Raw genomic sequence first — 24643 nt, 5'->3', positions numbered from 1 at the left:
TTGCACCACACACGGGTTCAAACCCGGCAATACGGGTCAAAGGATAAGGACAAGGCGCATGGCTGACGGATCGATCGACATCAACGCAAAACCAACCGAAGAGATCTCGGTCCGTGAAGTGTTTGGCATTGACAGCGACATGGCGGTCAAGGGCTTCGCCGAGGCCAGCGACCGTGTGCCTGCCATTGATCACACCTACAAGTTCGACCCGGAGACGACGCTGGCGATTCTGGCAGGCTTTGCCCATAACCGCCGGGTGATGATCCAGGGCTATCACGGCACCGGGAAATCGACCCATATCGAACAGGTCGCCGCCCGCCTGAATTGGCCCGCCGTACGTGTGAACCTGGACAGCCACATCAGCCGGATCGACCTGATCGGGAAAGACGCGATCAAGCTGCGCGACGGCAAGCAGGTGACTGAATTTCACGAAGGCATCCTGCCCTGGGCGCTGCGCAACCCCGTTGCCATCGTTTTCGACGAATACGACGCAGGCCGCGCCGACGTGATGTTCGTGATCCAGCGTGTTCTGGAGCATGACGGCAAGCTGACCCTGCTGGACCAGAACGAGATCATTACGCCGAACCCGAACTTCCGCCTGTTCGCCACCGCCAACACTGTTGGTCTTGGCGACACCACGGGCCTTTATCACGGCACGCAGCAGATCAACCAAGCGCAGATGGACCGCTGGTCACTGGTCTCGACCCTGAACTACCTGAGCCACGACGCCGAAACGATGATCGTTCTGTCGAAGGCCCCGCATTACAACACCGAGAAGGGCCGCAAGACCGTCAGCCAGATGGTCACAGTCGCCGACCTGACCCGGACCGCGTTCATGAATGGCGATCTGTCCACCGTCATGAGCCCACGGACCGTGATCAACTGGGCCCAGAACGCCGAGATTTTCCGTAATGTCGGCTATGCCTTCCGTCTGTCTTTCCTGAACAAATGCGACGAGTTGGAGCGTCAGACCGTGGCCGAGTTCTATCAGCGTTGCTTTGATGAGGAACTGCCGGAAAGCGCGGCGAGCGCGAGCTTGGGGTAAGCACCCGAATTGCGCCCGTTTCGGGCGCAATGCCTCCGGCGGGGATATTTTTGGCCAGATGAAGGCGGATCCGTTAGTCTTCTCCGCGTTGGGCAGGTCACTTTGATGAGGGCTTAGGACATGGCACAGAAGAACGACAACCCTGCTGATCCGTTCAAGAAGGCCCTGGCCGAGGCCACCAAGGTCATGGCCGATGATCCCGAACTGTCGGTGACCTATACAGTCGATCCCTCGGGCATGTCGGGTGAGTCGATGCGGCTGCCTCAGGTGTCGCGCCGGATGACTCGAGAAGAGGTGTTGCTGGCGCGCGGCACGGCGGATGCCTTGGCGTTGCAACGCAAATACCATGATGACGCGACCCATGCGCGCTATGCGCCTCCGGGCGACATGGCGCGGGATCTTTATGAAGCGATGGAGGTCGCGCGGTGCGAGGCGATGGGTGCGCGGGATATGCCCGGCACGGCGTCGAACATCGACGTAAAGATTGGCCACGAAGCGCTGCGGCGCGGGTATGATCAATGCAAGCAACCGGCCGAAGCGCCCCTGTCGGTGGCGGCAGGCTATCTGATCCGGCATCTGGCCACCGGGCGCGATCTGCCGCCTGCAGCGGAAAACGTCATGAACCTGTGGCGCGGGTTTATCGAGGAACAGGCGGGCGGCACGCTGGAAAACCTCGACGATATTCTCTCGGATCAGGCCGAGTTTGCCAAATTCACCCGTCAGGTGATCAAGGATCTGGGCTATGGCGACCAGCTGGGCGATGACCCGGATGAGCTGGATGACGAGCAGGAAGATCAGGCCGAGGACGACGCGGACGAACAGCCCGATCCCGACAGCACCGGGCAGGATGATCAGGACGAGCAAGACGCCGACGCCACGCCCGAGCAAACGCAGGAAGAACAGCAAGATCAGTCTCAGGCCCAGGTCTCGATGGATGAGATGGCCGAAGATGAGATGGGCGATGAGGCCGAAATGCCGGATGGCGAGGCTCCACTGGAACCGCCTGCCCCACCGCCCGCGTCCGAGGCTGACCCGGATTACAAGGTCTACCTGAACACGCATGACGAAGAGATCGCCGCCGAAGATCTGGCCGAACCGGCCGAGCTTGAACGGCTGCGCGCCTATCTCGATCAGCAGCTGGATCAGTTGAAAGGGGCTGTCAGCCGTTTGGCCAACAAGCTGCAACGCCGTTTGCAAGCGCAACAGAACCGGTCGTGGGAGTTTGACCGCGAGGAAGGCATTCTGGATGCCGGACGTCTGGCGCGTGTCGTGGCGAACCCGACCACGCCGCTGAGCTTCAAGGTCGAAAAAGACACCGAGTTCCGCGATACCGTGGTGACTCTGCTGCTGGATAACTCAGGATCGATGCGCGGGCGTCCGATCTCGATCGCGGCGGTTTGCGCCGATGTTCTGGCGCGGACGCTGGAGCGCTGCAATGTGAAGGTCGAGATTCTGGGCTTTACCACGCGCGCGTGGAAAGGCGGTCAGGCGCGTGAGGCATGGCTGAACGATGGCCGCCCGCAACAGCCCGGGCGTCTGAACGATCTGCGCCATATCATCTACAAAGGGGCCGATGCGCCCTGGCGGCGCGCGCGGGCCAATCTGGGTCTGATGATGAAAGAGGGGTTGCTGAAGGAAAATATCGACGGTGAGGCGCTGGAATGGGCCCATCGCCGCATGCTGGCACGACGGGAGCAGCGCAAGATCCTGATGGTGATTTCGGATGGCGCTCCGGTCGATGATTCAACGCTCAGCGTGAACCCGGCAAATTATCTGGAAAAACACCTGCGCGATGTGATCGCCATGGTCGAAAAACGCAAGATGGTCGAATTGCTGGCAATCGGGATCGGCCACGACGTGACCCGGTATTATGATCGGGCCGTCACGATCACCGATGTCGAGCAGTTGGCTGGCGCGATGACCGAACAACTGGCGGCGCTGTTTGACAGCGATCCACGCGCCCGCGCCCGTGTGATGGGAATGAAAAAGGCCAGCTAAGGCTGGCCTTGCCTCCGGCGGCCGTATTTTAGACAAGAAGAAGAGGCGGCGTTTCAAGCCGTCCTTCGGTTTGAGGGAGGGAACGATGTTTCAGTCTTTTGAAGTTACGGCGCGTCCGGAACAGGGGCCGCCGCGCTTGGCTGCATTGCGGGCCGAGATGGAGCGTGAGGGACTGGACGGGTTTCTGATCCCGCGCGCGGATGCGCATCAGGGGGAATATGTGGCCCCGCGGGATGAGCGGCTGGGCTGGTTGACCGGGTTTACCGGCTCGGCCGGGTTCTGCGCTGCGCTGCGCGATGTGGCCGGTGTGTTTGTCGATGGGCGGTATCGGACGCAAGTCAAGGCGCAGGTTGCCGAGGTCTACACTCCGGTCCCATGGCCGGATGTCAGCCTGAGCACCTGGTTGAAAGAGCAGTTGCCGCAGGGCGGCAAGGTCGGGTTTGACCCCTGGTTGCACGCGGCCGGTCAGGTCTCGGCCGTGGCGAAAGAGCTTGCGGGCAGCGGTATTGAACTGGTGCGCAGTGACAATCTGGTAGACCGGATCTGGGCGGATCAGCCTGCCCCGCCAATGAACCCTGTGGCAGCCCATCCGATTGAATTTGCCGGGGAAACCGCCGAAAGCAAGATCGCGCGACTGGCGGAGGGTTTGAATACGTCCGAGCGCGCGGCGGCGCTGATCACCTTGCCGGATTCGATCATGTGGCTGCTGAATATTCGCGGCTCGGACATCGCCTATAACCCTGTGGCGCACGGGTTCGCGATTTTGCACGCCGTCGGGCAGGTTGATCTGTTCATGGCCGCCGGAAAGCTGGACGGTGTACGCGAGCATTTGGGGGATCAGGTCTCGGTCCGGGACCCTGCGGAGTTTCTGGATGCTGTCGGTCGGTTGGAGGGGCGCGTTCAGGTGGATCCGAACACGGTACCTCAGATCGTTGCAGACGCTTTGGGGGACAAGATGGTTGATGGCGGCGATCCCTGCGCCGTGCCGAAAGCCTGTAAAAACCCGGCTGAAATCGCAGGCAGCGCCGAGGCGCATTTGCGTGATGCGGTTGCGGTGATCGAAACCTTGTGCTGGTTGGATGGACAAGGCCCCGGTACCGTCTCTGAAACCCAGGTCGTGACACGGCTGGAAGAGAGCCGGCGCAAAGACAATGCGTTGCAGGACATTTCGTTCGACACAATCGCGGGAACCGGCCCCCATGGTGCGATCATGCACTACCGGGTGACCGAGGCGACCGATAGCAGGTTGGAAAACGGCCATCTGCTGGTGCTGGACAGTGGCGGGCAATATCTGGACGGGACCACCGATATTACTCGAACCATTGGAATCGGCGAGGTCGGAGAGGTCGAAAAAGCCTGCTTCACCCGCGTTCTGAAGGGCATGATCAATCTGTCGATGCTGCGCTGGCCGGTCGGGCTGGCCGGGCGCGACATTGAATGCATCGCCCGGGTGCCGCTGTGGCAGGCGGGACAGGATTTCAATCACGGGGTCGGTCACGGTGTCGGCGCTTACCTAAGCGTGCACGAAGGCCCGCAGCGCCTGTCGCGGATCAGCCACGTGCCGTTGGAGCCCGGCATGATCCTGTCGAACGAGCCCGGATATTACCGCGAAGGCGCGTTTGGTATTCGCATCGAAAACCTTGTCGTGGTCGAAGAAGCCCCCAACCTGCCTGACGGCGATGATGAACGCGCCATGCTGCAATGGCGTACGCTGACTTACGTGCCGATTGACCGGCGCCTGATCTTGGTAGATATGCTTACCTCCACCGAACGCGCCTGGCTGAACAGCTATCATCAGGCCGTTGCAGAAAAGATCCGGCCAAGGCTGGGCCCTGAGGCTCAACTGTGGTTGGATGCCGCAACAGCGCCGATTTGACATCGGACTGTTACATGGAACGGGCAGAGGAGAGGCCCGAAAAAGGCGAGGAAAAGACGAAATATGACTGAGATCACAATCGAGAAGGCGGACGGAAAGTGGAGCGTTCGCTCGGGCGGTGCGGTTCTGGGCGAAAGCAGCAATGCTCTGGTACTGCTGGAAGGCGATCTGGATCCAGTGGTCTATTTTCCTCGCGCGGATATCGCGATGGCGTTTCTGGATCAGACGGACAAGGTTACGCATTGCCCGCATAAGGGCGACGCGACGCATTATTCGATCGTGAACAAGTCATCGGTGACAGAAAACGCCGCCTGGAGCTATGAAAACCCGATCCCTGCCATGGCCGAGATCAAGGGTTATCTGGCGTTTTATCCGGCGGAGTCAGTGAAGGTTGAACAGATTTAAACCTGTTTGGCTCACCTGTATTTGCCCTGGGCTGCGGCGCGGATCAGGCATAACCCTTGCGCACCAGCGTGCGGTAGCTTGATCGCATCTCGCCCCGGTCGATGTAACATCCCCGCAGATAGCGTTCTCCGCTTGTGGCAGAATACGCCTCGCGGCCATGAACGATCCGGTGGTTGTCGAAGACAAAGCACTCTCCGGCCTGCATGCGAAAGCGGTTGAGGTATTTGGGGCTGTTGATTGCCCGCAGGAACTTGCTGAAAGCCGGGTAATAGGCATCCAGAACGTCCTGGGGCAAATCAAACACATCCGCCATATGCTGCGAGATGGTCACGCCTGACACGGTGCCATTGGTATCCAGTTCGATCACGTGCTGATGCGCGCGCCAGTCGAAATCTTCGTGGTCATAGAAAAACGGCACTTGATGCTGGACCAGTAGATCAAAGTCTTCGGGATGTTCGGCGCGGAAGTCTTCGGCCACGGCGGCCCCGTCGACAAACAGGCTGTAGCCCCCATCCACGCTGTTTCTGCGGCAATGCAGAAACTGAACACCGGGCGCCATTTCTTCTGACGGTGTGTCGGTATGCATCTCCAGCGCATTGGCCGTGAACGCAAGATTGACGGGGTCTATGTGGACCTTCACATCAAAATACTCACCAGCGACCGAGGGCCGGACCAGCCCGAGGCAATTGGCGAGCTTGGTCAAGGACTCGTCGCTGTCCTCCATATCCGTGATGACGGCGACGCCTTCTTCAAGCAAGGCACGGGCCCAGGCCGCGCGGGTTGGCATTTCGTGGATCACGTCATGTTGGCTGAACCGTGGAAAGCTGTCGCTGTGCCCGGACCGCCAGAGCTTTCTGGGAAGCACCGCCGGATCATCCCGCCCGCCGCGTGTCTGAAAACCCATCAGCCAGTCGATTGAATATCGACTTTGGTGGTCTTCACCCAGCCAATCGATGATCAGATCATTGCCCTCAACCTCGGCCGATCTGGCCTGCGGGGCTTGAGTCAGCGAAGTAATGTCAAACGTGCGCTCACGCAGTTCGGGATCAAAAGACGAGGTGCAATTGTCCCGCAGCCAGTAATAGTTGAAATAGACGTCCTGCCCACCGGTGTGGAGAACAAGCCCCTGATCTTTCAGAGCAACCGCACCATTTGTGTTCGACATCGCTGGCTCCTGGCAGATGAAACAACCGCATGTGTTGGTCCCGTTTCCGGGATTCTGACGCGACCATGACGAGATTCGAATTTCGACGCAAAGCCAATTTCAAATTCGCGTATCCTGCTCACGCGACTGTGGTGTGCATGTGAAGCGTGTGGCGTGCACACTGAATGTGGATGCGAACAGGAGGGTGCCATGTCTGTTTCACGTCGCAGATTTGCCGGGTTGATCGGGGTCGGAGCGTTAGTGCCGGGGTCGGTATGGGCGCAAAGCGATCCGGTGCTGGAGGCCATACGCAGCACGCTGTATTCCGGTCGTACCGATTTTGAAGCACAGATGGCTTACCTGATACGGCGAGGAAACCCGGATGTGGTTCCGGCCCTGATCACCGCGATGCGGTTTTCTGACCGGCGGCGGGACGAGATTTCCGAAGTGATTGAAACCCTCTCGGGCCAGAAATACGGCACTGACTGGTTTGACTGGATGCTCTGGCAGGAACGGAACCCGCAACTGGTCCCCCATCCGTCGCTCATCCCGTTCAAACGCGAAGTTCTGTTGGGGATCGATCAGAATTTCGATCTGTTCCTGCGGCCCGAATACCTGACGCGCGACAGGATGAAAATCCGGCTGGAAGAGATCGCATGGGGCGGCGTTTACAAGGATGGCATTCCCTCATTGGACAATCCGACGCTGATCTCGGCCTCGGATGCCAGTTACCTCAGGGACGATGATCTGGTCTTTGGCGTCTCGATCAACGGCGACACGCGCGCCTATCCGCTGCGGATCATGGGCTGGCACGAGATGTTTAACGAGGTGATCGGCGGTGTCCCGGTCGCCCTGGCCTATTGCACCCTGTGCGGGTCCGGCATCCTGTTCGAAACGCAGGTTGCGGGACGGCGCAAGCCCTTTGTGTTTGGCTCGTCTGGGTTCCTCTACCGTTCGAACAAGCTGATGTTTGACCGCGAGACGCATTCGCTGTGGAACCAGTATACCGGCAAGCCTGTCGTCGGCCCGCTGGTCGATAGCGGAATAGAACTCAAGCAGCGACCGGTTGTCATCACCACCTGGGACAGCTGGAAAACCTCGCACCCTGACACGCGGGCCTTGTCGTTGAACACCGGGCATCGGCGGAACTATGGCTCGGGCGTGGTGTATCGCGAGTATTTTGCCTCATCCGAACTGATGTTCCCGGCGCAGGTGGATCAGTCGCAGCACCGGCAAAAGGACTATGTGTTTGCGATCCGTCAGTTTGGCGCGGCACGGGCCTGGCCATTGGATGCGTTCAGCCGAACCCGCGTGATCAACGATGCGATTGCGAACCGGCCTTTGGTCCTGATCGGCAACCCGGATCGGCGCACCGTCCGCGCCTATGAGCGTGCCGTACACAGGTTCACGGCTGCGGATGGCGGTCTGGTGGATGAAGCAGGCCGAAAGTGGACCTTGACCGAAGAAATGCTGATCGGCCCGGATGGCACCCAATTGCCACGGGTGGCCGGGCATATCTCGTACTGGTTTGCCTGGGACAACTATCTGGGCGACGCCGCGAGCGTCTATCGGGGCTAGGAATGCTCCTCGGCCGCTGTGGCCGCCAGCGCGCGGTTATACGCCTTCAGCGCATCGACGTGATACAAGGCACCAACCGGGGTTTCGGTCCCGTCGTCTTCCAGGATGATCACCGGGATGCATGGAATGTCGTCCCGGTCGAAATAGGGCATCGCAGCCTCCAGCGTGGCGCTGGCCTTGACACACAGGCCCTGCTCAATCAGCGCGCGCGCCTCGTCAGCGGTGATCGAACGCGCGTCGCCAATGGGCCGCATCACCGCCCCGGCCCGCAGCATGGCCAGCAGATAAGCCTGCGGCCCGGCGGCCAGATGCACATTGCGACGCTCAAGCTGGGTCAGGAAGAACGACCGATCCACCAGACGCGAGGCCAGCGCTGTAGACATCGACACCGACACCATCACGGCCAGACCGATCTGCCAGTCTCCGGTCAATTCAAACACGATCAGTGTGGTCGAGATCGGCGCCCCCAGAACAGCCGCCGCAACCGCCCCCATCCCCGCAAAGGCATAGAGCGTATGGGTTCCCGACACGTCGGGCAACAAACCGGTGGCAATCAGACCAAAGGCCAGCCCCGTCAGCGCCCCGATCATCAACGCGGGTGAGAATACCCCGCCCCCCATGCGCCCGCCCATGGTGATAGCAACCGCAACGGTCTTGACCACGGCAAACAGGATGGCCGTCGTCAAAACCAGATCGCCGGTCAGGGCGCGGGTCGTCGTCTCATACCCCACACCGATGATATGCGGGAACCAGATCGCCAGCAGGCCCAGCATCGCACCGGACACAGCCGGGCGCAGCCAACCGGGCAGAGACAGGCGGTTCTGGATGTGGTTGCCAATATCCTCGGCAAAGAAGATCGAGCGCATCAGCAGCAAGGCGACGAACCCGCAGATCAGCCCGAGGATCAGAAAGGCGGGCAGTTCCACGTAGAATTGCAGCGATCCGGGCGTATCCAGCGTAAATTCGGTGACATCGCCATATTCCAGACGGTTGATCACCGTCCCCGCGACCGAGGCGATGACAATCGGCGCAAAGGCGTGCACGGCGAAGTGGCGCAACACCACCTCAAGCGCAAACAGCGCCCCGGCGATGGGCGCGTTGAAGCTGGCTGAAACGGCGGCGGCGACCGCGCACCCCAGCAGATCCCGCCCGGTGATCCCGTCGGCGTGGATGCGGTTGCTGACCCAGGTTGAGATGACACCGGCCATATGCACCACCGGCCCCTCCCGACCGGTTGAGCCGCCCGAACTCAGCGTGATCAGCGAGGCGAAGAACGAGGCGATACCAGCCTTGGTTTCTACCCGGCCATCGCTGACGGCGGCCCCTTCGATCACGTCCGCGACAGACCGCACGCGGCCATCATCGGTAAACTTGTTCAGGATGATACCAACGATCAGACCGCCAATGATGGGGATGATCAACACCATGAACCACGGCAGCATCTCTGCATGGCTGTGCAACAGCAGAATATCCTCGGTGTCGTAGAGATACGCCTGCAGCGCGCGGATCGCCTTGCGGAACCCCAGCGCCATGAACCCGGCGGCGATTCCGATGGCCAGCGCGATGAACCAGAACTGAATCTGGCTGGGCCCACGACGCCGCATCACCCGCCACGCATCCTTGATCGCGGCCATGGCCTGATTGAGCTGGTTGCGCAGAACGGTGCGGGTTGACTGGGTCATTGGCCCTCGGGGATCAATACATACCCCTTAGTAAGCCACGGGGCGGCCATATAAAAGTGCGATAGCGACGGTGGGGGCACCAGGAAACGCCACAAACGGCGTCAGGCGTCCAGCAAGGCGCGGGCGGCAGCGCGCGCTTCGTCGGTGATCGTGTCGCCCGACACCATTCGGGCGATCTCATCCACGCGATCACCTTCGGCCAAGGGCACAACGGTCGAAAGGGTCTGACCCGCGCTTACTTGCTTCTGCACCCGCCAGTGATGCGCAGCCCGCGCGGCCACTTGGGGTGAGTGTGTGACGACCAGCACCTGCCCGCCTTGCGCAAGGGCTGCCAGTCGGCGCCCAACCGCATCGGCAGTGGCACCGCCGACGCCCCGGTCAATCTCGTCAAAGATCATCGTTCGGGCACTGTCATCACCGGACAGGCAAACCTTGAGCGCCAGCAGAAACCGGCTGAGCTCACCACCCGAGGCGATCTTGTTCAGCGGCCCCGACGGTGCGCCGGGGTTGGTGGCAACCGTGAAGGCCACCGCATCGGTGCCTTCGGGGCCGGGATCGGCTGGCGATATTTCTGTCTGAAACACCGCCCGTTCCATTTTCAGCGGCGCAAGCTCGGCCATGACCGCCGCATCCAACTGCCCGGCGGCCTTTTGGCGGGTCGCGCTGAGCCTGGCCGCAGCCGTATCATATGTGGACTGCGCAGCCTCGACGGCGGCCCGACACTCGGCCAGATCGGCGTCACCGGCGTCCAACTGCCCCAAACGATCCCGCAGAGTATCTGCAAACGGGCCCAGATCATCCGGTGCCACGTTATGCTTGCGGGCCAGCGCGCGGATCGCGAACAGGCGTTCTTCGGCGGCTTCCAGTTCCGCTGGATTGAAGTCCAGCGCCTGAAGGCAGGCGTTCACACCGTCCTGCGCCTCACCCAATTCGATCAGGGCACGCCCCAGCGCAGCGATGGGGTCTTCCAACTGCCCGCCTGCATTGTCGGACACACCTTCGAGCCAGCGCATTGCGTCCGACATCGCGCCTTCGGCCCCCTCACCGCCCAACAGGTCAAATGCCCGGGCGACATCATCGCGGATCCGCTCGGCCCCCTGCATCATGCGGCGGCGCGCATCCAGATCGGCATCCTCACCCGGTTGCGGGTCCAGCTTGTCCAACTCGGCCACGGAATGACGCAGAAATTCCTCTTCAGCGCGCATCGCGGCCAGCGCGGCCTCGGTCTCGGCCAATGCCTTGCGGCTGCGCGACATCTCGGACCACGCACGGCGCACCGATGCCAACTGTTCCGAGACCTGAGCGTAGTCATCCAGCAAAACCCGGTGGCCGCGCGGGTTCAGCAATCCGCGATCATCATGCTGGCCGTGCAATTCGATCAGCGTTTCGGACAGCGCCCGCAGCACCTCGCCCGAGCAACGACGGTCATTGACCCAGGCGGTCTTGCGGCCCTCGGCGGTGTTGACGCGGCGCAGGATCAATTCCTCTCCGCCCGGCAAACCGGCCTCGGCCAGAACCGCATGGGCCGGATGGCCGTCGGGCAGCTCAAACTCGGCCACCACCTCGCCCTGCGCCGCACCCTGCCGGACCAGTTCGGCCCGACCGCGCCAACCCAGAACGAACCCCAGCGAATCCAAAAGGATCGACTTACCCGCCCCGGTCTCACCCGTCAGCGCGTTCAGACCCGGCTGGAACGTCAGTTCCAACCGGTCGATGATCAGCATGTCACGGATATCTAAGGCGCGCAGCATCGGGTGTTAGCATCCCCAGACCGTCACCAGCTTACAACCACTGACCCTTGATCGTCTGGCGATAGATCTGGCTGAGCCAGTTGTTGCCACGGCTCTTCAGATCCAGCCCGCGCGAAGTCAACAGCTTGTAGGCATCGTCATACCATTCCGAGGACTGGTAGTTGTACCCAAGGATCGCGCCTGCGGTCTGCGCCTCATCAAACAGACCCAAGGACAGATAAGCCTCGACCAAACGATACAGCGCTTCGGCTGTGTGCGACGTGGTTTGGAAATCCTCGACCACGACACGGAAGCGGTTGATGGCCGCGATATAGTGATCCTGACGCAGGTAATAGCGCCCGATCTCCATTTCCTTGCCCGCCAGATGGTCAAAGGCCAGATCGAACTTCAACACTGCCGAGGTGGCATACTCGCTGTCGGGATAAACCTCGATCACCGTGCGCAGCGCTTGCAGGGCCTGAAAGGTCAGGCCCTGGTCGCGGCCAACTTCGTCGATCTGGTCATAATAGCTGAGCGCCAACAGATACTGCGCATAGGCCGCATCTTCGTCGGTGGGGTAAAAGTCGATATAGCGCTGCGCGGCGGCGCGGCTTTCTTCGTAGTTCTTGTCGGCATGGAATGAAAACGCCTGCATGATCAGCGCGCGTTTGGCCCAATCCGAATAGGGGTACAGCCGTTCGACTTCCGAGAAATACCACGCCGCATCGTCCGAGCGATTCTGCGACAGCTCATATTCGCCACGCGTATAAATCTGCTCGGGCGTGAAGCCTTCAAGGTTCTGTTCGCGGTCAGCGCCCCTGTTACCACATGCTGTCAAAACTGCTGCCAGAAGAATCGCGCCCGCGAACCTGACTGCCGCTTTGCTGCCAACCATACCGCCCATCCTTGTCATCATACTCAACGAGGTTTGCCCCGAATTGAGCCATGGTCTAGCATAGATATTTCCGGTGCAAAACGCCTTATACGCGCTCTGTCGCAAATGTCGTCAGAGTTGATTGAATCAGGCGACCGCCGGAATTTCATCCAGAACAAGGCCCTGACCCGGCAAGCGGGCTGCCTGTTCAGGTGTGCACAGGATCGGACGCACGGCGCCGGGTGTCTCGAACAGCTTGCGCAGCAGGGTGTTGGTCATCGAATGGCCGGACTTGTCACCGGTGAAATGACCCAGGATCGGACCACCCGCCAGATAAAGGTCACCCAACGCATCCAGCATCTTGTGACGAACGGCTTCGTCCGTATAGCGCAGGCCACCCGGGGTCAGAACCTCGTCACCCTGCACCACAACAGCGTTTTCCAGCGTACCGCCCAGGGCCAGACCGTTTTCGCGCATGGCTTCCACGTCGATACGGCGGCAGAAGGTGCGGCAATCGCTCAGCTCGCGCACGAAGGATCCGTTGCGCATATCCAGCGTTTTGGTCTGATTGCCGATAGCGGCATCTTCAAAGTCGATATGGAAATCGATGATCAGCCCATCCGCCGGAGCGATAGATGCGCTGGCCCCCTCGCGCGATGCGGTGACGGGTTTCAGCACTTCATAAGCCAGAACCGGGCTGGCCTGACGGCGCACGCCCTTGGCCATGATGCCCCGCACAAAATCAATGGACGACCCGTCCATGATCGGCACTTCGGGCCCGTCAATCTCGATCAGCGCGTTGTGCACGCCGCAACCTGCAAGCGCCGCCATGATATGTTCGACGGTCGACACCGACACGCCTGCATCATTGATCAACCGGGTGCACAGCGGCGTACGTTCGACAATGTCATAGATGGCAGGGATCAAAGCGTTGCCCAGCTCGATATCCGTCCGTTTGAACCAGATGCCATGACCTGCTGCTGCCGGTTTCAGAACCATGACAACAGGCTGACCGCCATGCAGTCCGACGCCTTTGAACGTGACCGGAGATTTGAGCGTATGTTGCAAAATGGGCCTCAGCGAGTGGTGTCCAGCCTCGGACGGCTGTGTTGGACTCCCAGTTAAGGAAGCGGGCGGTCAGGCTCAACTCACTCTTTGTAACTGAATGAAACATCACTGTAACAGATCGGCAAAACCCTGCTTATCTGCTCATAAATCCTTAACAAATATAGAAAAAGGGCCGCCTGATGGCGACCCCTGATGCTCATTTTGTTACCGCGATCAGTTGGCTTGACGGCGCAGGAAAGCCGGAATTTCGATCCGCTCCTGGTCGGGATCCGCTTCTTCATGCGCAGGTGCCGTGGCGTCAGCCTGCCGCATCGCGGGCTGCTGACGGACCGGCTGCGCGGGGGTATCCGCGGCGTGACCGGTCATGCGGTCGATCAGACGGTTAAAGCCAAAGCGGGGGCGTTCTTCGGCTTCAGCTTGCGGCTGCGGCGCGGGTTCCGGCGACCGTGTTGCGGTCAGACGCTGTGCTGCCGAGGGGACATTCTGCACCGCCGCCTGCAAGCGCTGCAGCGCTTCGGGCGAAGGCGTTCCCGCCGCATGCGGTTGCGCGGCGTAGGCGTCCGGCGCCTGCTCAACAGGTTCCGGCTGCGGTTCGAACTCAGCGACACGCGGTTGGTAGGCGGGCGGCGGAAGGCCATCATCGTCCTGTTCGTCACGCGGCTGGAATTGCGCGGGCTCTTCGGTTGCCTCGAACAGCGAGGGTTCGCGATTTTCCGGCATCTGAGGCGCGGCCTCTGCCACTTCTGCCGCGGCAGGTGCTTCTTCACGCACAGGTTCTTCGGCCGATACGGTGCGGGTCAGCGGCTCGGACATCGAACGGCGCGCAACCGGCACATCGCTGGTTTTTTCCGTGGCATCGATCCCGGTCGCCACGACCGAAACACGCATTCCGCCTTCCATCGCGGTGTCGAGGGTCGAACCGACGATGATATTGGCCTCGGGGTCCACTTCCTCGCGAATGCGGTTGGCGGCCTCGTCCAGTTCGAACAGTGTCAGGTCGTGCGAGCCTGTGATGTTGATCAACACGCCTTTCGCGCCTTTGAGGCTGATTTCGTCCAGCAGCGGGTTGGCGATGGCCTTTTCGGCGGCCTGAATGGCGCGATCTTCGCCGGTCGCCTCGCCCGTGCCCATCATCGCCTTGCCCATCTCGTCCATCACGGCGCGCACGTCCGCGAAGTCGAGGTTGATCAGACCCGGACGCACCATCAGATCAGTCACGCCCTTGACGCCCTGATACAGAACGTCATCGGCCATCGAGAACGCCTCGGTGAACGTGGTCTTTTCATTGGCCAGACGGAACAGGTTCTGGTTCGGGATGATGATCAGCGTGTCAACGACCTGTTGCAGCGCTTCAACGCCGTCTTCGGCCTGACGCATGCGCTTGGCACCTTCGAACTGGAAGGGTTTGGTGACAACGCCAACGGTCAGCACACCCAGTTCCCGCGCGGCCTGCGCGATGATCGGCGCGGCCCCGGTACCGGTACCCCCGCCCATACCGGCGGTGATGAAACACATATGCGCACCTGCCAGATGATCGACGATCTGTTCGATGCTTTCTTCGGCGGCGGCGGCCCCAACCGTCGGACGGGCCCCTGCCCCCAGACCTTCGGTGACCTTCACACCCAGTTGCACCCGCGCCGAAGACTGGCTTTGCTGCAACGCCTGCGCGTCGGTGTTGGCGACGACAAAATCGACGCCGTCCAACTGTTTTTCAATCATGTTGTTGACCGCGTTGCCGCCTGCGCCGCCAACGCCAAATACTGTAATCCGAGGCTTCAGTTCGTCGTGCCCGGGCATCGAAAGATTCAATGTCATGCTCTGTCCGCCTGTATTTTTGTTCCGCCAAAGCGGTGTTTTTCTTACCTATCCTTGTTCGATTCTATCCTTGTGATGCGCAAAGGTCACGTCAAAAATCGCGCAAATCCACAAAATATGGAGGAAATAAGGCATCAAACGGCGGTATTTCGCACCAGCCGCCAAATCTTGCGGAGTGGCCTAAAGATGCCACAAGACAGCCGAAAACCGCGCCGTGGCGATTGATTTGCACACGGACGGAAATCCCGGTTTTGGTAGGGCGGAAAACTGCTCAATGTCCTGCCGCCGGGCCTCTGACGGGCCTTGTGGATATCTTTAGGGATAAATCCCGCAGTCGCAACCGGTTTCTTTAGCTGATCGGGGCACTTGGACAGTCCAAGCCGTTTTCGGTGATGCTGCGCACCTCTTGAATTTCGCCGTTTGTCAATGACGCCAGCCGGACCATCAGGCGGTCTTCATGCAGAAACGGCCACCAGCAGACCGGAATGCCATCCGGGTCATTGTCATATAGAAAGCAGATCTGGCCGTTGGGCGTGGTGATCTGCCCGTAGACGCAGCCCCTCCCTGCTTCCCGCCAGACCGAAGTTCTGTGGTTCAGGAATTCCTCCGTTCCGACCAGATCACCGCTGCGGATCTCGTAGAACATGACGGTTTTGCCGATAACGGCGTCCAGAAAAACCTCGGGCGTGATCAGGGTTTGGGCCGGGGCGAGACCCGGCCACAACGCCAGAGCGGCGCCGCCAAGGGTTTTACCAATTGTCACGGAACCACCGCACCGCGCGCTTGAACGGGCGCGCGGCATAGGTATCGACCGGAATTTCGAAATCCCACCATTCGTCCTGCGGATGTGCCGCAAACAGGCTGAGACCTACGGCTGAGGAAAAGCCCGGCCCCGTCGCCGATTGCGGCAGGCCGTGAACGCGCAGCGGACGGCCCAGGCGGACCCTTTGACCCAGAATGCGCGTGGCCAAACCGTCCAGCCCCATGATCTGGCTGCCGCCCCCGGTCAGAACGATCTGCTGGCTGGGCATATGTTCGAACCCGGCGGCATCCAGCCGCACGCGGACCTCTTCCAGAATTTCCTCGACCCGAGGCCGCATGATACCGATCAATTCAGCCCGGCTGACGGTACGGCGATCATGCTCCCAATCGCCGGTATCGCCGCCGATATCGATCAGGTCGCGATCATCGGCCCCGGTGGCATGGACGCCGCCGTTAAAGGTCTTGATCCGCTCGGCCACGGCAGTCGGCACGCCGAGACCCATCGAGATGTCCTGCGTCACGTGATCGCCGCCCATGCGCACGCAGTCGGCATAGATCATGTGTTTCTTCATAAAGATCGAGACGCTGGTCGTGCCACCGCCCATGTCGATACAGGCGGCACCCAATTCCTGCTCATCCTCGACCAGCGCCGAGATGCCCGACACATAGGCCGAGTTCGCAATCCCCGCCAATTCCAGATCGCAGCGTTTGATGCAACGCACGATGTTCTGAATCGCCACAGCGTCGACAGTCAGCATGTGCATGTCCACGGCAAGGCTCTGCCCCAACTGCCCACGCGGATCGATCAGGCCCGAGCGGTTGTCCAGCGCAAAATTCACCGGCTGGGCATGCAGCACCTCGCGCCCTGCCCCGTAATCCGGCACGTCGCAAGCGTTGAGCACTCGGCCCACCTCGGCCTCGGTCACAAGCTGGCCTTCCAGATCGACTTGCGCGTCCAGACCGTAAGAGCGCGGGTTTGCGCCCGAGAAACAGGCGATCACGTGATCGACACGAATATCGGCCATCTTCTGCGCTGCCTGCAATGCGGTGCGAATGGCGCGCTCGGTTTCCTGCATCGCGGTGACTTCACCGAATTGCACCCCGCGCGAGCGTGTGGTCGCCGCGCCAATCACGCGGAACCCGGTCTGCCCGGCCATCGACCCGATGGTGTTGTCTTCGCTCAGCCGACCGGTCCCGTCAAACCGCAGCACAAGGCATGCGATCTTGGAACTGCCCACATCCAGAATGGCGATAACGCCCCGTTGCATCGCTTGTCTGCGCATCTGCCGCATGGCGCGCTGGGACTGATAAAGATCGGTCATCATGGTTGCTACTGCCCGTTACTCGCGTTCACTTTTGTATTCCACCAGTCTTCGCTGGCGGCTTTGGTCATTCTTATAGTTGGCCGGTTCCCAAGGCGCATGTCGACCACGGCCACATCACGCTCCAGCAGGTCCTGCACCTCGTTCACCGCCAGCACACGCTCCAGCGCGCGCACCGGGCGCTCGGTCGGCAGCATGATCCGCTGACCACGATCCAGCACCAGATCCCAGCGGCGCTCACCCACGCGCACCAATCCCCGGACACGAGTGCCAAGGCTGCGCGAGGTCTGAAAAATCTCAAGCGCCTCGGCCACATGCGCATCCGCACCTTCGCCCGCAATCAAGGGCAGGCCCGCATGATCCTTGCGCGAGGCCGCCTGATCCACGTGCACACCGGTCTCATCCAACAGCTCAACGCCGTCACGGGTGCGCCAGACGATCACGGGCTGCCGTTCGACCACATCGACCTGAAGGATGCCTCCGGGCCGGATTCGCACGGTCGCGGATTTCACCGGGTCCAGCCCGGTGATCGTGTCGCGCATCTGTTCGACATCCAGATCCCAGGAACTGATCGGGAAATCCAACGGCACCACTTCGCGAATATCGTCGGCCAGACCGGCCCCTGCGCCATCAATGGCCATCAGGTTGACCATGAATTCCGGACGCTCCTGAATCGAGGTGCGGATGTCGGCGATATAGGTGCTGACCGCCTCGCGCCGATCTTCCGACGCAAAGTACAGGCCGATGGCAGCAGCCACCGCGCAAATCGGCAGGCCCAGCTTGACACCCAGTCGAATGCCCGGCGTCAGCATCCACCGCTGGAACCGATAGCTGAGCCGCGACGGCGCAGGATCAGCCCGGCGCGCTGTGCGGTTGAACAGCTTTACTCCGCTCAAGCGCAGAACGGGCTGAGTGTCATGGGGTTCCGTATCCGCAGATTCAAAATCGGCATCCGGACCGGCCAAGGCCTTGGTTCGGTGAATCACTGGCGCGCGGGTGGCTGTCAGCGGTCGCATGAGGCGTCCTCCACCATCCACACACAAAGCTGGCCGAATGTCATGCCCAGATGCTGCCCCTGCTCGGGCACCAACGAGGTCGGCGTCATGCCCGGCTGAGTATTGGTCTCCAGCAGGAACAAGCCGTCGCGCCCCTTGCTGTCGTCCCAGCGGAAATCGGTCCGGCTGACGCCCTTGCAGCCCAGCACATTGTGGGCGCGCAACGCGTAGTCCATGCACAGATCGAAAATCTCGGACGGAATCTCGGCAGGCAACACATGCCACGAGCCGCCGGGCTTGTATTTGGCGTCATAGTCATACCAGCCGCCATCGGTCATGATCTCGGTCACGGTCAGGGCGCGATCGCCCATCACCGTCACCGTCAACTCGCGCCCCGCCACGTATTGTTCGACCATCACCTGATCGGGCATGTCCTCGGACAGCTGCGGCGGGCCGTTCGCGTTTTCATGCACGATATAAATGCCGACGCTGGACCCTTCGTTGTTGGGCTTGGCCACGTAGGGCGGTGGCATGACGTGATCGGCCATCACATCCGACTTGGCGGCAATCACACTTTCCGCGATGGGCAGCCCGGCCACCCGAAACGCCTCTTTGCTGCGCTGCTTGTCCATCGCCAGGGCCGAGGCCAGCACGCCCGAATGCGTATAGGGAATGCGCATCCATTCCAGCAGACCCTGCACACAGCCATCCTCACCCCAGCGGCCATGCAGGGCGTTGAATACAACATCCGGTTTGATGTCCAATAGGCGCGCATAGAGGTCGGGACCCGCGTCCAGCTCGACCACTTCAATGCCTTCTCCCACAAGGGCGGCTGCGCATTCGCGCCCGCTGCTGAGTGACACCTCGCGTTCCGCCGAGGGGCCGCCCATCAATACCGCCACTTTGGGGTTTGTCCTGCTCGACAGTCCCACTTTGTGCGCCTCAATGTCCCCGGACCTTATGTCGTGGTCCGTACTGCGTTATGCCTTTGATCCGTCGCCTTAATTTGCCTGTTATGGTCTGACGGTTGGGGCTTTATTCTGTCAGCGGATCACCGACCCGCATGATTTCCCACTCTAGCGTGATGCCGCTTGTTTCGTAAACCTTTTTTCGCACCTCTTCGCCCAGCCCTTCGAGGTCGGCAGCGGTGGCGTCACCGGTATTGATCAGGAAATTCGAGTGCTTCGGGCTCATCTGCGCACCGCCCTTGGTGGCCCCGCGCATCCCCGCATCATCGATCACCTTCCACGCCTTGAGGTCATGGACATCATCTTCCCGCCCCGTCGAGGAAAAACCCGCCGGGTTGCGGAAGGTCGATCCGGCGCTGCGATCCTTGGTCGGCTGAGTTTCATCCCGCTTTTTCAGCTGCGCTTCCATGCGGGCATGCAGGTCTTCCGGATTGCCCGAGGGGCCTTCGAACGTCGCCGAAACCAGCACCGCACCTTCGGGCAGATCGGTCTGGCGGTATCGGAAGTTCAGATCCTCAGGGGTCAGGTCCACGACCTCGCCCTGCCGCGTGACGATGGTGGCTTTGCGCAGAACATCCGCTGTGTAACTGCCATAGCAGCCCGCGTTCATCCGCACCGCGCCACCGATTGATCCGGGAATTGTGCGCAGAAAAGTCAGGTCAACCCCCGCATCCGCCGCCTTCCGCGCCACATGCGCATCCAGCGCCGCCGCGCCTGCAGTGACGGTGTTACCCTCGACCGAGATACCATTGAACCCGCGCCCCAGCCGGATCACCACGGAACGCAAACCACCATCGCGTACGATCAGGTTAGACCCGACGCCCATCGGAAAAACAGGAGTGTCTGCGGGCAGATCGCGCAGAAAGCCCCGCAAGTCTTCCAGATCGGCAGGTTGAAACAGATAGTCCGCTGGCCCGCCAACGCGGAGCCATGTCAGGTCGTTGAGGCTGCGATTTTGGGACAGCCTGCCGCGTGTCGATGGAAGAGTGCTCATGGCCGCTAGATCGCGGATTTAGGCGACCAAGGCAAGACGTATAAGGGATACGTTGCTTAGACCCGCCGACGCAGCCAACGCCCGAGGTAAATCACCGGCCACCGAAGCACGGACATCCCCATTCCCAGCACCAGCAAACCAATCCATGGGCCATGCTCGAACGTGACATATCCAACGATGGGAATGCCCACCGCAATCAGGATATATGCGCGGGTCCAGTGGTTGTCCTTGCTGGGGATCATCGCCAGCACGTTGGCGGCCACACCCCAAGCAGCGGCGAGAGCAATCGACCAGCTCATTCCGTGACCTCCCGGCCCGTCCATTTGCGCCAGTAAAAGCGGATGGGATTGCGGAACATCGACACGAACCCGGCAAAGGCCGCAACCGACCAGAACCAGCCGTGATCATAGCCCAGCCACAGGATCAGAACCGGCGCGCAGGTCAGCAGCAAGATACCCGGAGGGAATTGCAGCCGCATCGGCAACAGCGCCACGATAGTCGCGCAGATCACCCAAAGCGCGGCAAAGATCATCGAATAGTCCATTCGCCCCCTCCACGGGTACGCGGTATCAGTGAATACTCTATCACACTTTCAGGTTGTGCGGCAAATGAGGATGAACGTCAAACTGCTTGTTTTCTTTGCAATCTCTCAGGCAGCCCGTTGGCCCAAGCACTGATCGTACCGGCCCCGAGGCAGACGACCATATCGCCCGGACGAGCCTGTTCCCGAACGAGACGTTCCAGATCATCTTCGCTCAAGATCGCGCGGGAATGGCGGTGGCCGTGACGGATCAGACCTTCGACCAGATCGTCGCGGGACGCGCCTTCGATTGGGTCCTCTCCGGCAGCAAACACTTCGGCAATGGCGACGACGTCGGCATCGTTAAAGCAGGTGCAGAAATCGTCGAACAGGTTGGACAGGCGGGAATAGCGGTGCGGCTGGTGGACAGCGATCACACGGCCTTCGGTCGCCTGACGCGCGGCTTTCAACACAGCAGCGATTTCGACCGGATGGTGGCCGTAGTCGTCGATGATGGTGACTCCATCGACCTCGCCCACCTTAGTGAAACGACGGTTCACACCGCCGAAATTGGCCAGTGCCTCTCGGATTTCCGCGGCCTTCATGCCCAGATGGCGTGCGACGGCCACCGCAGACAGCGCATTTGACACGTTGTGATCGCCCGGCATCGGCAGGGTGCAGCCCTCGATCACTTTGTCTTCGTATTGCAAGTGGATGTCGAAATGCGCGACGCCACCCTTGTAGGTCAGGTTCTCGGCCCGCACATCCGCCTGCGCGTTGAAACCATAGGTGCGCACGCGGCGGTCGGTGATGCGCCCCACCAAAGCCTGCACCTCAGCATGATCGGTGCAGCAGACAGCCAGACCGTAGAAGGGCAGGTTCGAGACGAACTCGTAGAACCCATCGCGCAAGGTGTCGAAATCGCCCCAATGCTCCATATGCTCGGGGTCGATATTGGTGACGATGGCGATGGTTGCAGGCAGGCGGTTGAACGAGCCATCGGATTCGTCAGCCTCGACCACCATCCATTCGCCCTGCCCCATTCGCGCGTTCGAGCCATAGGCGTGAATAATGCCGCCATTGATCACGGTCGGGTCAAAGTCACCGGCCACCATCAACTCGGCCATCATTGTGGTCGTGGTGGTTTTGCCGTGGGTTCCGGCAATCGCGATGTTCGAGCGCAAGCGCATCAGTTCGGCCAGCATATCCGCCCGGCGGACAACAGGCAGGCCTTGGGCGCGCGCCTCATCCAGTTCCGGGTTGCCCGGTTTGATCGCGGTCGACGTGACAACCACTGCAGCGTTCTTGAGGTTCTCGGCCTTTTGCCCCACGAAAATCTCGGCTCCCAGCGAGGCCAGACGGTCGGTGATTTTCGACGCCTTCAGATCCGATCCCTGAACCCTGTACCCAAGGTTCAGCAACACCTCGGCAATGCCGGACATCCCGATCCCGCCGATCCCGACGAAATGGATCGGCCCTACGTCCTGCGGCAGTTTGGTTGCTGGGGTCATGTGGTCTCCTTCTGCGCCAGTTGCTCGACCTGGGCAACCAGACGCTCGGTGGCGTCCGGTGCCCCGACCGACAAGGCGGCGTGGGCCATTTTCTGTGCGGCTTCGGGGTTTGTCAGAACCGTGGTCATTTGCTCGGTCAACGCGGCCGCGTCAAGAGCATTTTCAGGGATCATGATCGCCCCGCCTGCCTGTACCAGCCCACGGGCATTGGCGGTCTGGTGATCGCCAGCGGCGGCAGCAAACGGGATCAGGATCGAAGGCCGCCCGATGACCGAGATATCGGCCACGCTGGACGCACCCGAGCGGCTGATCACCAGCTGCGCATCCGACATACGGCGGGGCACATCGTCAAAGAACGGTTGAACATCGGCGCGGATGCCATGGTCGGCGTAGAAGGCGGTGACGCGGTCGCCATCCTCGTCCCGCGCCTGATGCGAGACGCGGATGTAGGATCGAAGGAATTCGGGCAATGCAGCGATCGCTCCGGGCACGACATCGCTGAGGATGCGCGCGCCCTGCGATCCGCCCATCACCAAAACCGACATCGGGTATTCGCCCGGCGGGATATAGGGAGCGGCTGCCCGATCCAGAACGGCCGCGCGCACCGGGTTGCCGGTGTGGATGCCTCGCGCGCCCTCCGGCAGATCGGTGGGCCAGACACCGCAGGCCACCTGAGCGACGCGGGTGGCAAACAGTTGGTTCACACGTCCAAGAACGCCGTTCTGTTCGTGGATCATGCGCGGGATTTTCAGCAGTGTCGCCGCACCCAGCGCCGGGATCGAGGGATACCCCCCGAAGCCCACGACCACTTCCGGTTTGTCGCGCATCATCTGAAAGGCCATGCTGGCGACGCCGCCAGCAATCTTTGGCCCGACCAGCGCCTTGGCAGCGAGACCCCCACGCGCGAAAGTGGCCGAGGATGCCTCGACAATCTCAACGCCTTCGGGGAAGGCACCGGTATAGCGCGCGCCGCGCGGATCGGTGGACAGGCGCACGCGCCAGCCCTTGTGCAGCATCGCCTCGGCCAGCGCTTGCGCCGGGAACATGTGGCCCCCGGTGCCGCCCGCCGCAATCAGAAGGTAGGGTTTGCTCATCAACCTCGTCCGCGCAGAATATCGCCAAGCTCGCCCTGTGGGCGGGTGCGGGTGAAGGCCAGTAACATGCCGATGGCGATGCCGCCTGCGATCAGGGACGAACCACCATAGCTGACAAAGGGCAGCGTCATGCCCTTGGCAGGCAGCAGGCGCACCGCAACACCCATATTGATCATCGCTTGAACGCCGAACATGCAGGCCAGACCGGTGCCCGCCAGTCGGATGAACATGTCCCGTTCGCGCATCAGCCGCAAAAGCGAGCGTACAACGATCAGCGAATAGAGCGCGATGATGATCAGCACCAGGATCAGGCCGTATTCCTCGGCCGCCACAGCGATGATGAAATCCGTATGCGCATCGGGCAGAGACCACTTCACCTGCCCCTCACCCACGCCAACACCAAACAGACCGCCTTCACGGATGGCGTTGGTGGCATAGCCAAGTTGGGTGGTCGGATCGACCTCTTGATTCAGAAACCCGTCGATGCGGCGCGCAAAGTGGTCCGAGTTGGAATAGGCGAACATACCGCCCAGCACGACCACGCCCGCCATGCCAACCAGCAGCAGCATGGGCGCCCCGGCCACGAAATACATCACGCCCCAGCCGAACAGGATCAGACACGCCTGCCCGAAATCGGGCTGCATCACCAGCATCCCGACAATCGCCATGCACAGTGCAAAAGACCACAACCGCCCCGGAGGGCCGTTGATCTGCTGCGAGGCCGCCAGCAACCATGCGGCCACAACCACAAATCCGGGCTTCAGAAATTCAGAAGGCTGCAACGAGGCGAAGCCCAGCGAATACCACCGCACCGCCCCTTTGCCAAAATCGGTACCAAAGATCGGCAGGAAGGCCAGCGCGACGAACGCCCCCAGAAAGCCCAGAACCGCCAGACGGCGCACAAGGGTCGGAGACATCATCGACGTCAGCAGCATCGCAATCAGCGCCAGCCCGCCGAACAACACCTGCCGTTCAACATAGTGAAACGGATCAAACCCGTTGCGCCCGGCCAGCGGCGGCGATGAGGCCAGCCCCAGCAACAGCCCGATGACAAACAGGATCAGAACGCAGGACATCGTCCAGCGATCAATCGTACGCCACCACTTTGGTAGAATCGGTTCCCCGCGCTGGCCCTGGACCGCGCCATACACCATCTCAGTCATGAGATACCGCCACTTACTGCCTCACTCGTGTCCCGTTTTCGGGATCTGGTTGAGAGTCTACAGGGATTTTGGCGATTGGGCTAGGGAAATGAAGGGCAA

The 24643-nt window shown here is 61.1% G+C and carries 21 protein-coding genes; 5 read left to right on the top strand and 16 right to left on the bottom strand.

The genetic code is table 11. The annotated features are described in order from the left end of the window. Positions 1–58: 58 nt before the first annotated feature. The 4 genes from cobS (at position 59) to ACR0C9_RS02480 (ending at position 5324) form a co-directional block, all read left to right on the top strand. On the top strand, positions 59–1045 hold the full coding sequence (gene cobS, locus ACR0C9_RS02495) for a cobaltochelatase subunit CobS (protein ID WP_170452058.1): 987 nt from the start codon (positions 59–61) through the stop codon (positions 1043–1045). Positions 1046–1165: 120 nt separating this feature from the next. Next, positions 1166–3043 carry a cobaltochelatase subunit CobT gene (gene cobT / locus ACR0C9_RS02490; protein ID WP_170452060.1) on the top strand — a complete coding sequence of 626 codons (1878 nt, stop codon included), beginning with the start codon at positions 1166–1168 and terminating at the stop codon, positions 3041–3043. 85 nt (positions 3044–3128) lie between these two features. Next, positions 3129–4919: an aminopeptidase P family protein gene (locus tag ACR0C9_RS02485; protein ID WP_480780313.1), complete on the top strand. Its 1791-nt coding sequence runs from the start codon at positions 3129–3131 to the stop codon at positions 4917–4919. A gap of 63 nt (positions 4920–4982) precedes the next feature. Next, positions 4983–5324 (top strand): DUF427 domain-containing protein, encoded by a 342-nt coding sequence (locus ACR0C9_RS02480; RefSeq protein ID WP_170452064.1) that lies wholly within the window; start codon positions 4983–4985, stop codon positions 5322–5324. A gap of 43 nt (positions 5325–5367) precedes the next feature. Here ACR0C9_RS02480 and ACR0C9_RS02475 read toward each other — a convergent pair whose 3' ends face one another. Next, complete coding sequence (locus ACR0C9_RS02475) at positions 5368–6489, bottom strand: TauD/TfdA family dioxygenase (protein ID WP_480780312.1); 1122 nt, start codon at positions 6487–6489, stop codon at positions 5368–5370. Between the two features lie 189 nt (positions 6490–6678). Between ACR0C9_RS02475 and ACR0C9_RS02470 the strand changes: the two genes are divergently transcribed. Beyond that, positions 6679–8046 carry a DUF3179 domain-containing protein gene (locus tag ACR0C9_RS02470; RefSeq protein WP_480780311.1) on the top strand — a complete coding sequence of 456 codons (1368 nt, stop codon included), beginning with the start codon at positions 6679–6681 and terminating at the stop codon, positions 8044–8046. On the opposite strand, the gene ACR0C9_RS02465 is transcribed toward ACR0C9_RS02470, so the two are convergent. The 15 genes from ACR0C9_RS02465 to ftsW form a co-directional block, all read right to left on the bottom strand. Next, positions 8043–9728 (bottom strand): chloride channel protein, encoded by a 1686-nt coding sequence (locus tag ACR0C9_RS02465; RefSeq protein ID WP_170452070.1) that lies wholly within the window; start codon positions 9726–9728, stop codon positions 8043–8045. The genes ACR0C9_RS02470 and ACR0C9_RS02465 overlap by 4 nt on opposite strands. A 101-nt stretch (positions 9729–9829) precedes the next feature. Continuing rightward, positions 9830–11479 (bottom strand): DNA repair protein RecN, encoded by a 1650-nt coding sequence (gene recN, locus ACR0C9_RS02460; RefSeq protein ID WP_480780310.1) that lies wholly within the window; start codon positions 11477–11479, stop codon positions 9830–9832. A gap of 31 nt (positions 11480–11510) precedes the next feature. Next, complete coding sequence (locus tag ACR0C9_RS02455; protein WP_170452073.1) at positions 11511–12353, bottom strand: outer membrane protein assembly factor BamD; 843 nt, start codon at positions 12351–12353, stop codon at positions 11511–11513. Positions 12354–12479: 126 nt separating this feature from the next. Next, entirely contained in the window at positions 12480–13400 is a 921-nt protein-coding gene (gene lpxC / locus ACR0C9_RS02450) for a UDP-3-O-acyl-N-acetylglucosamine deacetylase (protein ID WP_480780309.1), read from the bottom strand. Positions 13401–13613: 213 nt separating this feature from the next. Then, the gene (ftsZ, locus tag ACR0C9_RS02445; RefSeq protein WP_170452077.1) at positions 13614–15215 is read right to left on the bottom strand and encodes a cell division protein FtsZ; all 1602 of its coding nucleotides are present in this window, start codon (positions 15213–15215) and stop codon (positions 13614–13616) included. Positions 15216–15564: 349 nt separating this feature from the next. Further along, the gene (locus ACR0C9_RS02440; RefSeq protein ID WP_170622368.1) at positions 15565–15978 is read right to left on the bottom strand and encodes a hypothetical protein; all 414 of its coding nucleotides are present in this window, start codon (positions 15976–15978) and stop codon (positions 15565–15567) included. After that, positions 15965–17299: a cell division protein FtsA gene (gene ftsA / locus ACR0C9_RS02435; protein WP_170452079.1), complete on the bottom strand. Its 1335-nt coding sequence runs from the start codon at positions 17297–17299 to the stop codon at positions 15965–15967. The genes ACR0C9_RS02440 and ftsA overlap by 14 nt, the downstream gene beginning before the upstream one ends. An 8-nt stretch (positions 17300–17307) precedes the next feature. Next, entirely contained in the window at positions 17308–18315 is a 1008-nt protein-coding gene (locus ACR0C9_RS02430; RefSeq protein ID WP_170452082.1) for a cell division protein FtsQ/DivIB, read from the bottom strand. Then, positions 18303–19226: a D-alanine--D-alanine ligase gene (locus ACR0C9_RS02425; RefSeq protein ID WP_170452083.1), complete on the bottom strand. Its 924-nt coding sequence runs from the start codon at positions 19224–19226 to the stop codon at positions 18303–18305. The genes ACR0C9_RS02430 and ACR0C9_RS02425 overlap by 13 nt, the downstream gene beginning before the upstream one ends. A gap of 103 nt (positions 19227–19329) precedes the next feature. Beyond that, positions 19330–20256 carry a UDP-N-acetylmuramate dehydrogenase gene (gene murB / locus ACR0C9_RS02420; RefSeq protein WP_480780308.1) on the bottom strand — a complete coding sequence of 309 codons (927 nt, stop codon included), beginning with the start codon at positions 20254–20256 and terminating at the stop codon, positions 19330–19332. Between the two features lie 56 nt (positions 20257–20312). Beyond that, positions 20313–20555 carry a DUF2484 family protein gene (locus ACR0C9_RS02415; protein WP_170452087.1) on the bottom strand — a complete coding sequence of 81 codons (243 nt, stop codon included), beginning with the start codon at positions 20553–20555 and terminating at the stop codon, positions 20313–20315. Beyond that, positions 20552–20800 carry a DUF2484 family protein gene (locus ACR0C9_RS02410; protein ID WP_480780307.1) on the bottom strand — a complete coding sequence of 83 codons (249 nt, stop codon included), beginning with the start codon at positions 20798–20800 and terminating at the stop codon, positions 20552–20554. Before ACR0C9_RS02410 ends, ACR0C9_RS02415 begins: the two co-directional genes overlap by 4 nt. Positions 20801–20877: 77 nt before the next feature. Further along, positions 20878–22287 (bottom strand): UDP-N-acetylmuramate--L-alanine ligase, encoded by a 1410-nt coding sequence (murC, locus tag ACR0C9_RS02405; protein WP_170452091.1) that lies wholly within the window; start codon positions 22285–22287, stop codon positions 20878–20880. Beyond that, positions 22284–23381 carry a UDP-N-acetylglucosamine--N-acetylmuramyl-(pentapeptide) pyrophosphoryl-undecaprenol N-acetylglucosamine transferase gene (locus ACR0C9_RS02400; protein ID WP_480582287.1) on the bottom strand — a complete coding sequence of 366 codons (1098 nt, stop codon included), beginning with the start codon at positions 23379–23381 and terminating at the stop codon, positions 22284–22286. Before ACR0C9_RS02400 ends, murC begins: the two co-directional genes overlap by 4 nt. After that, positions 23381–24544: a putative lipid II flippase FtsW gene (gene ftsW, locus ACR0C9_RS02395; RefSeq protein WP_480780306.1), complete on the bottom strand. Its 1164-nt coding sequence runs from the start codon at positions 24542–24544 to the stop codon at positions 23381–23383. Before ftsW ends, ACR0C9_RS02400 begins: the two co-directional genes overlap by 1 nt. Positions 24545–24643: the final 99 nt, after the last annotated feature.

The organism is Ruegeria sp. C12 (genome assembly GCF_056537745.1).
This window is presented reverse-complemented; position numbering and strand designations above follow the sequence as displayed.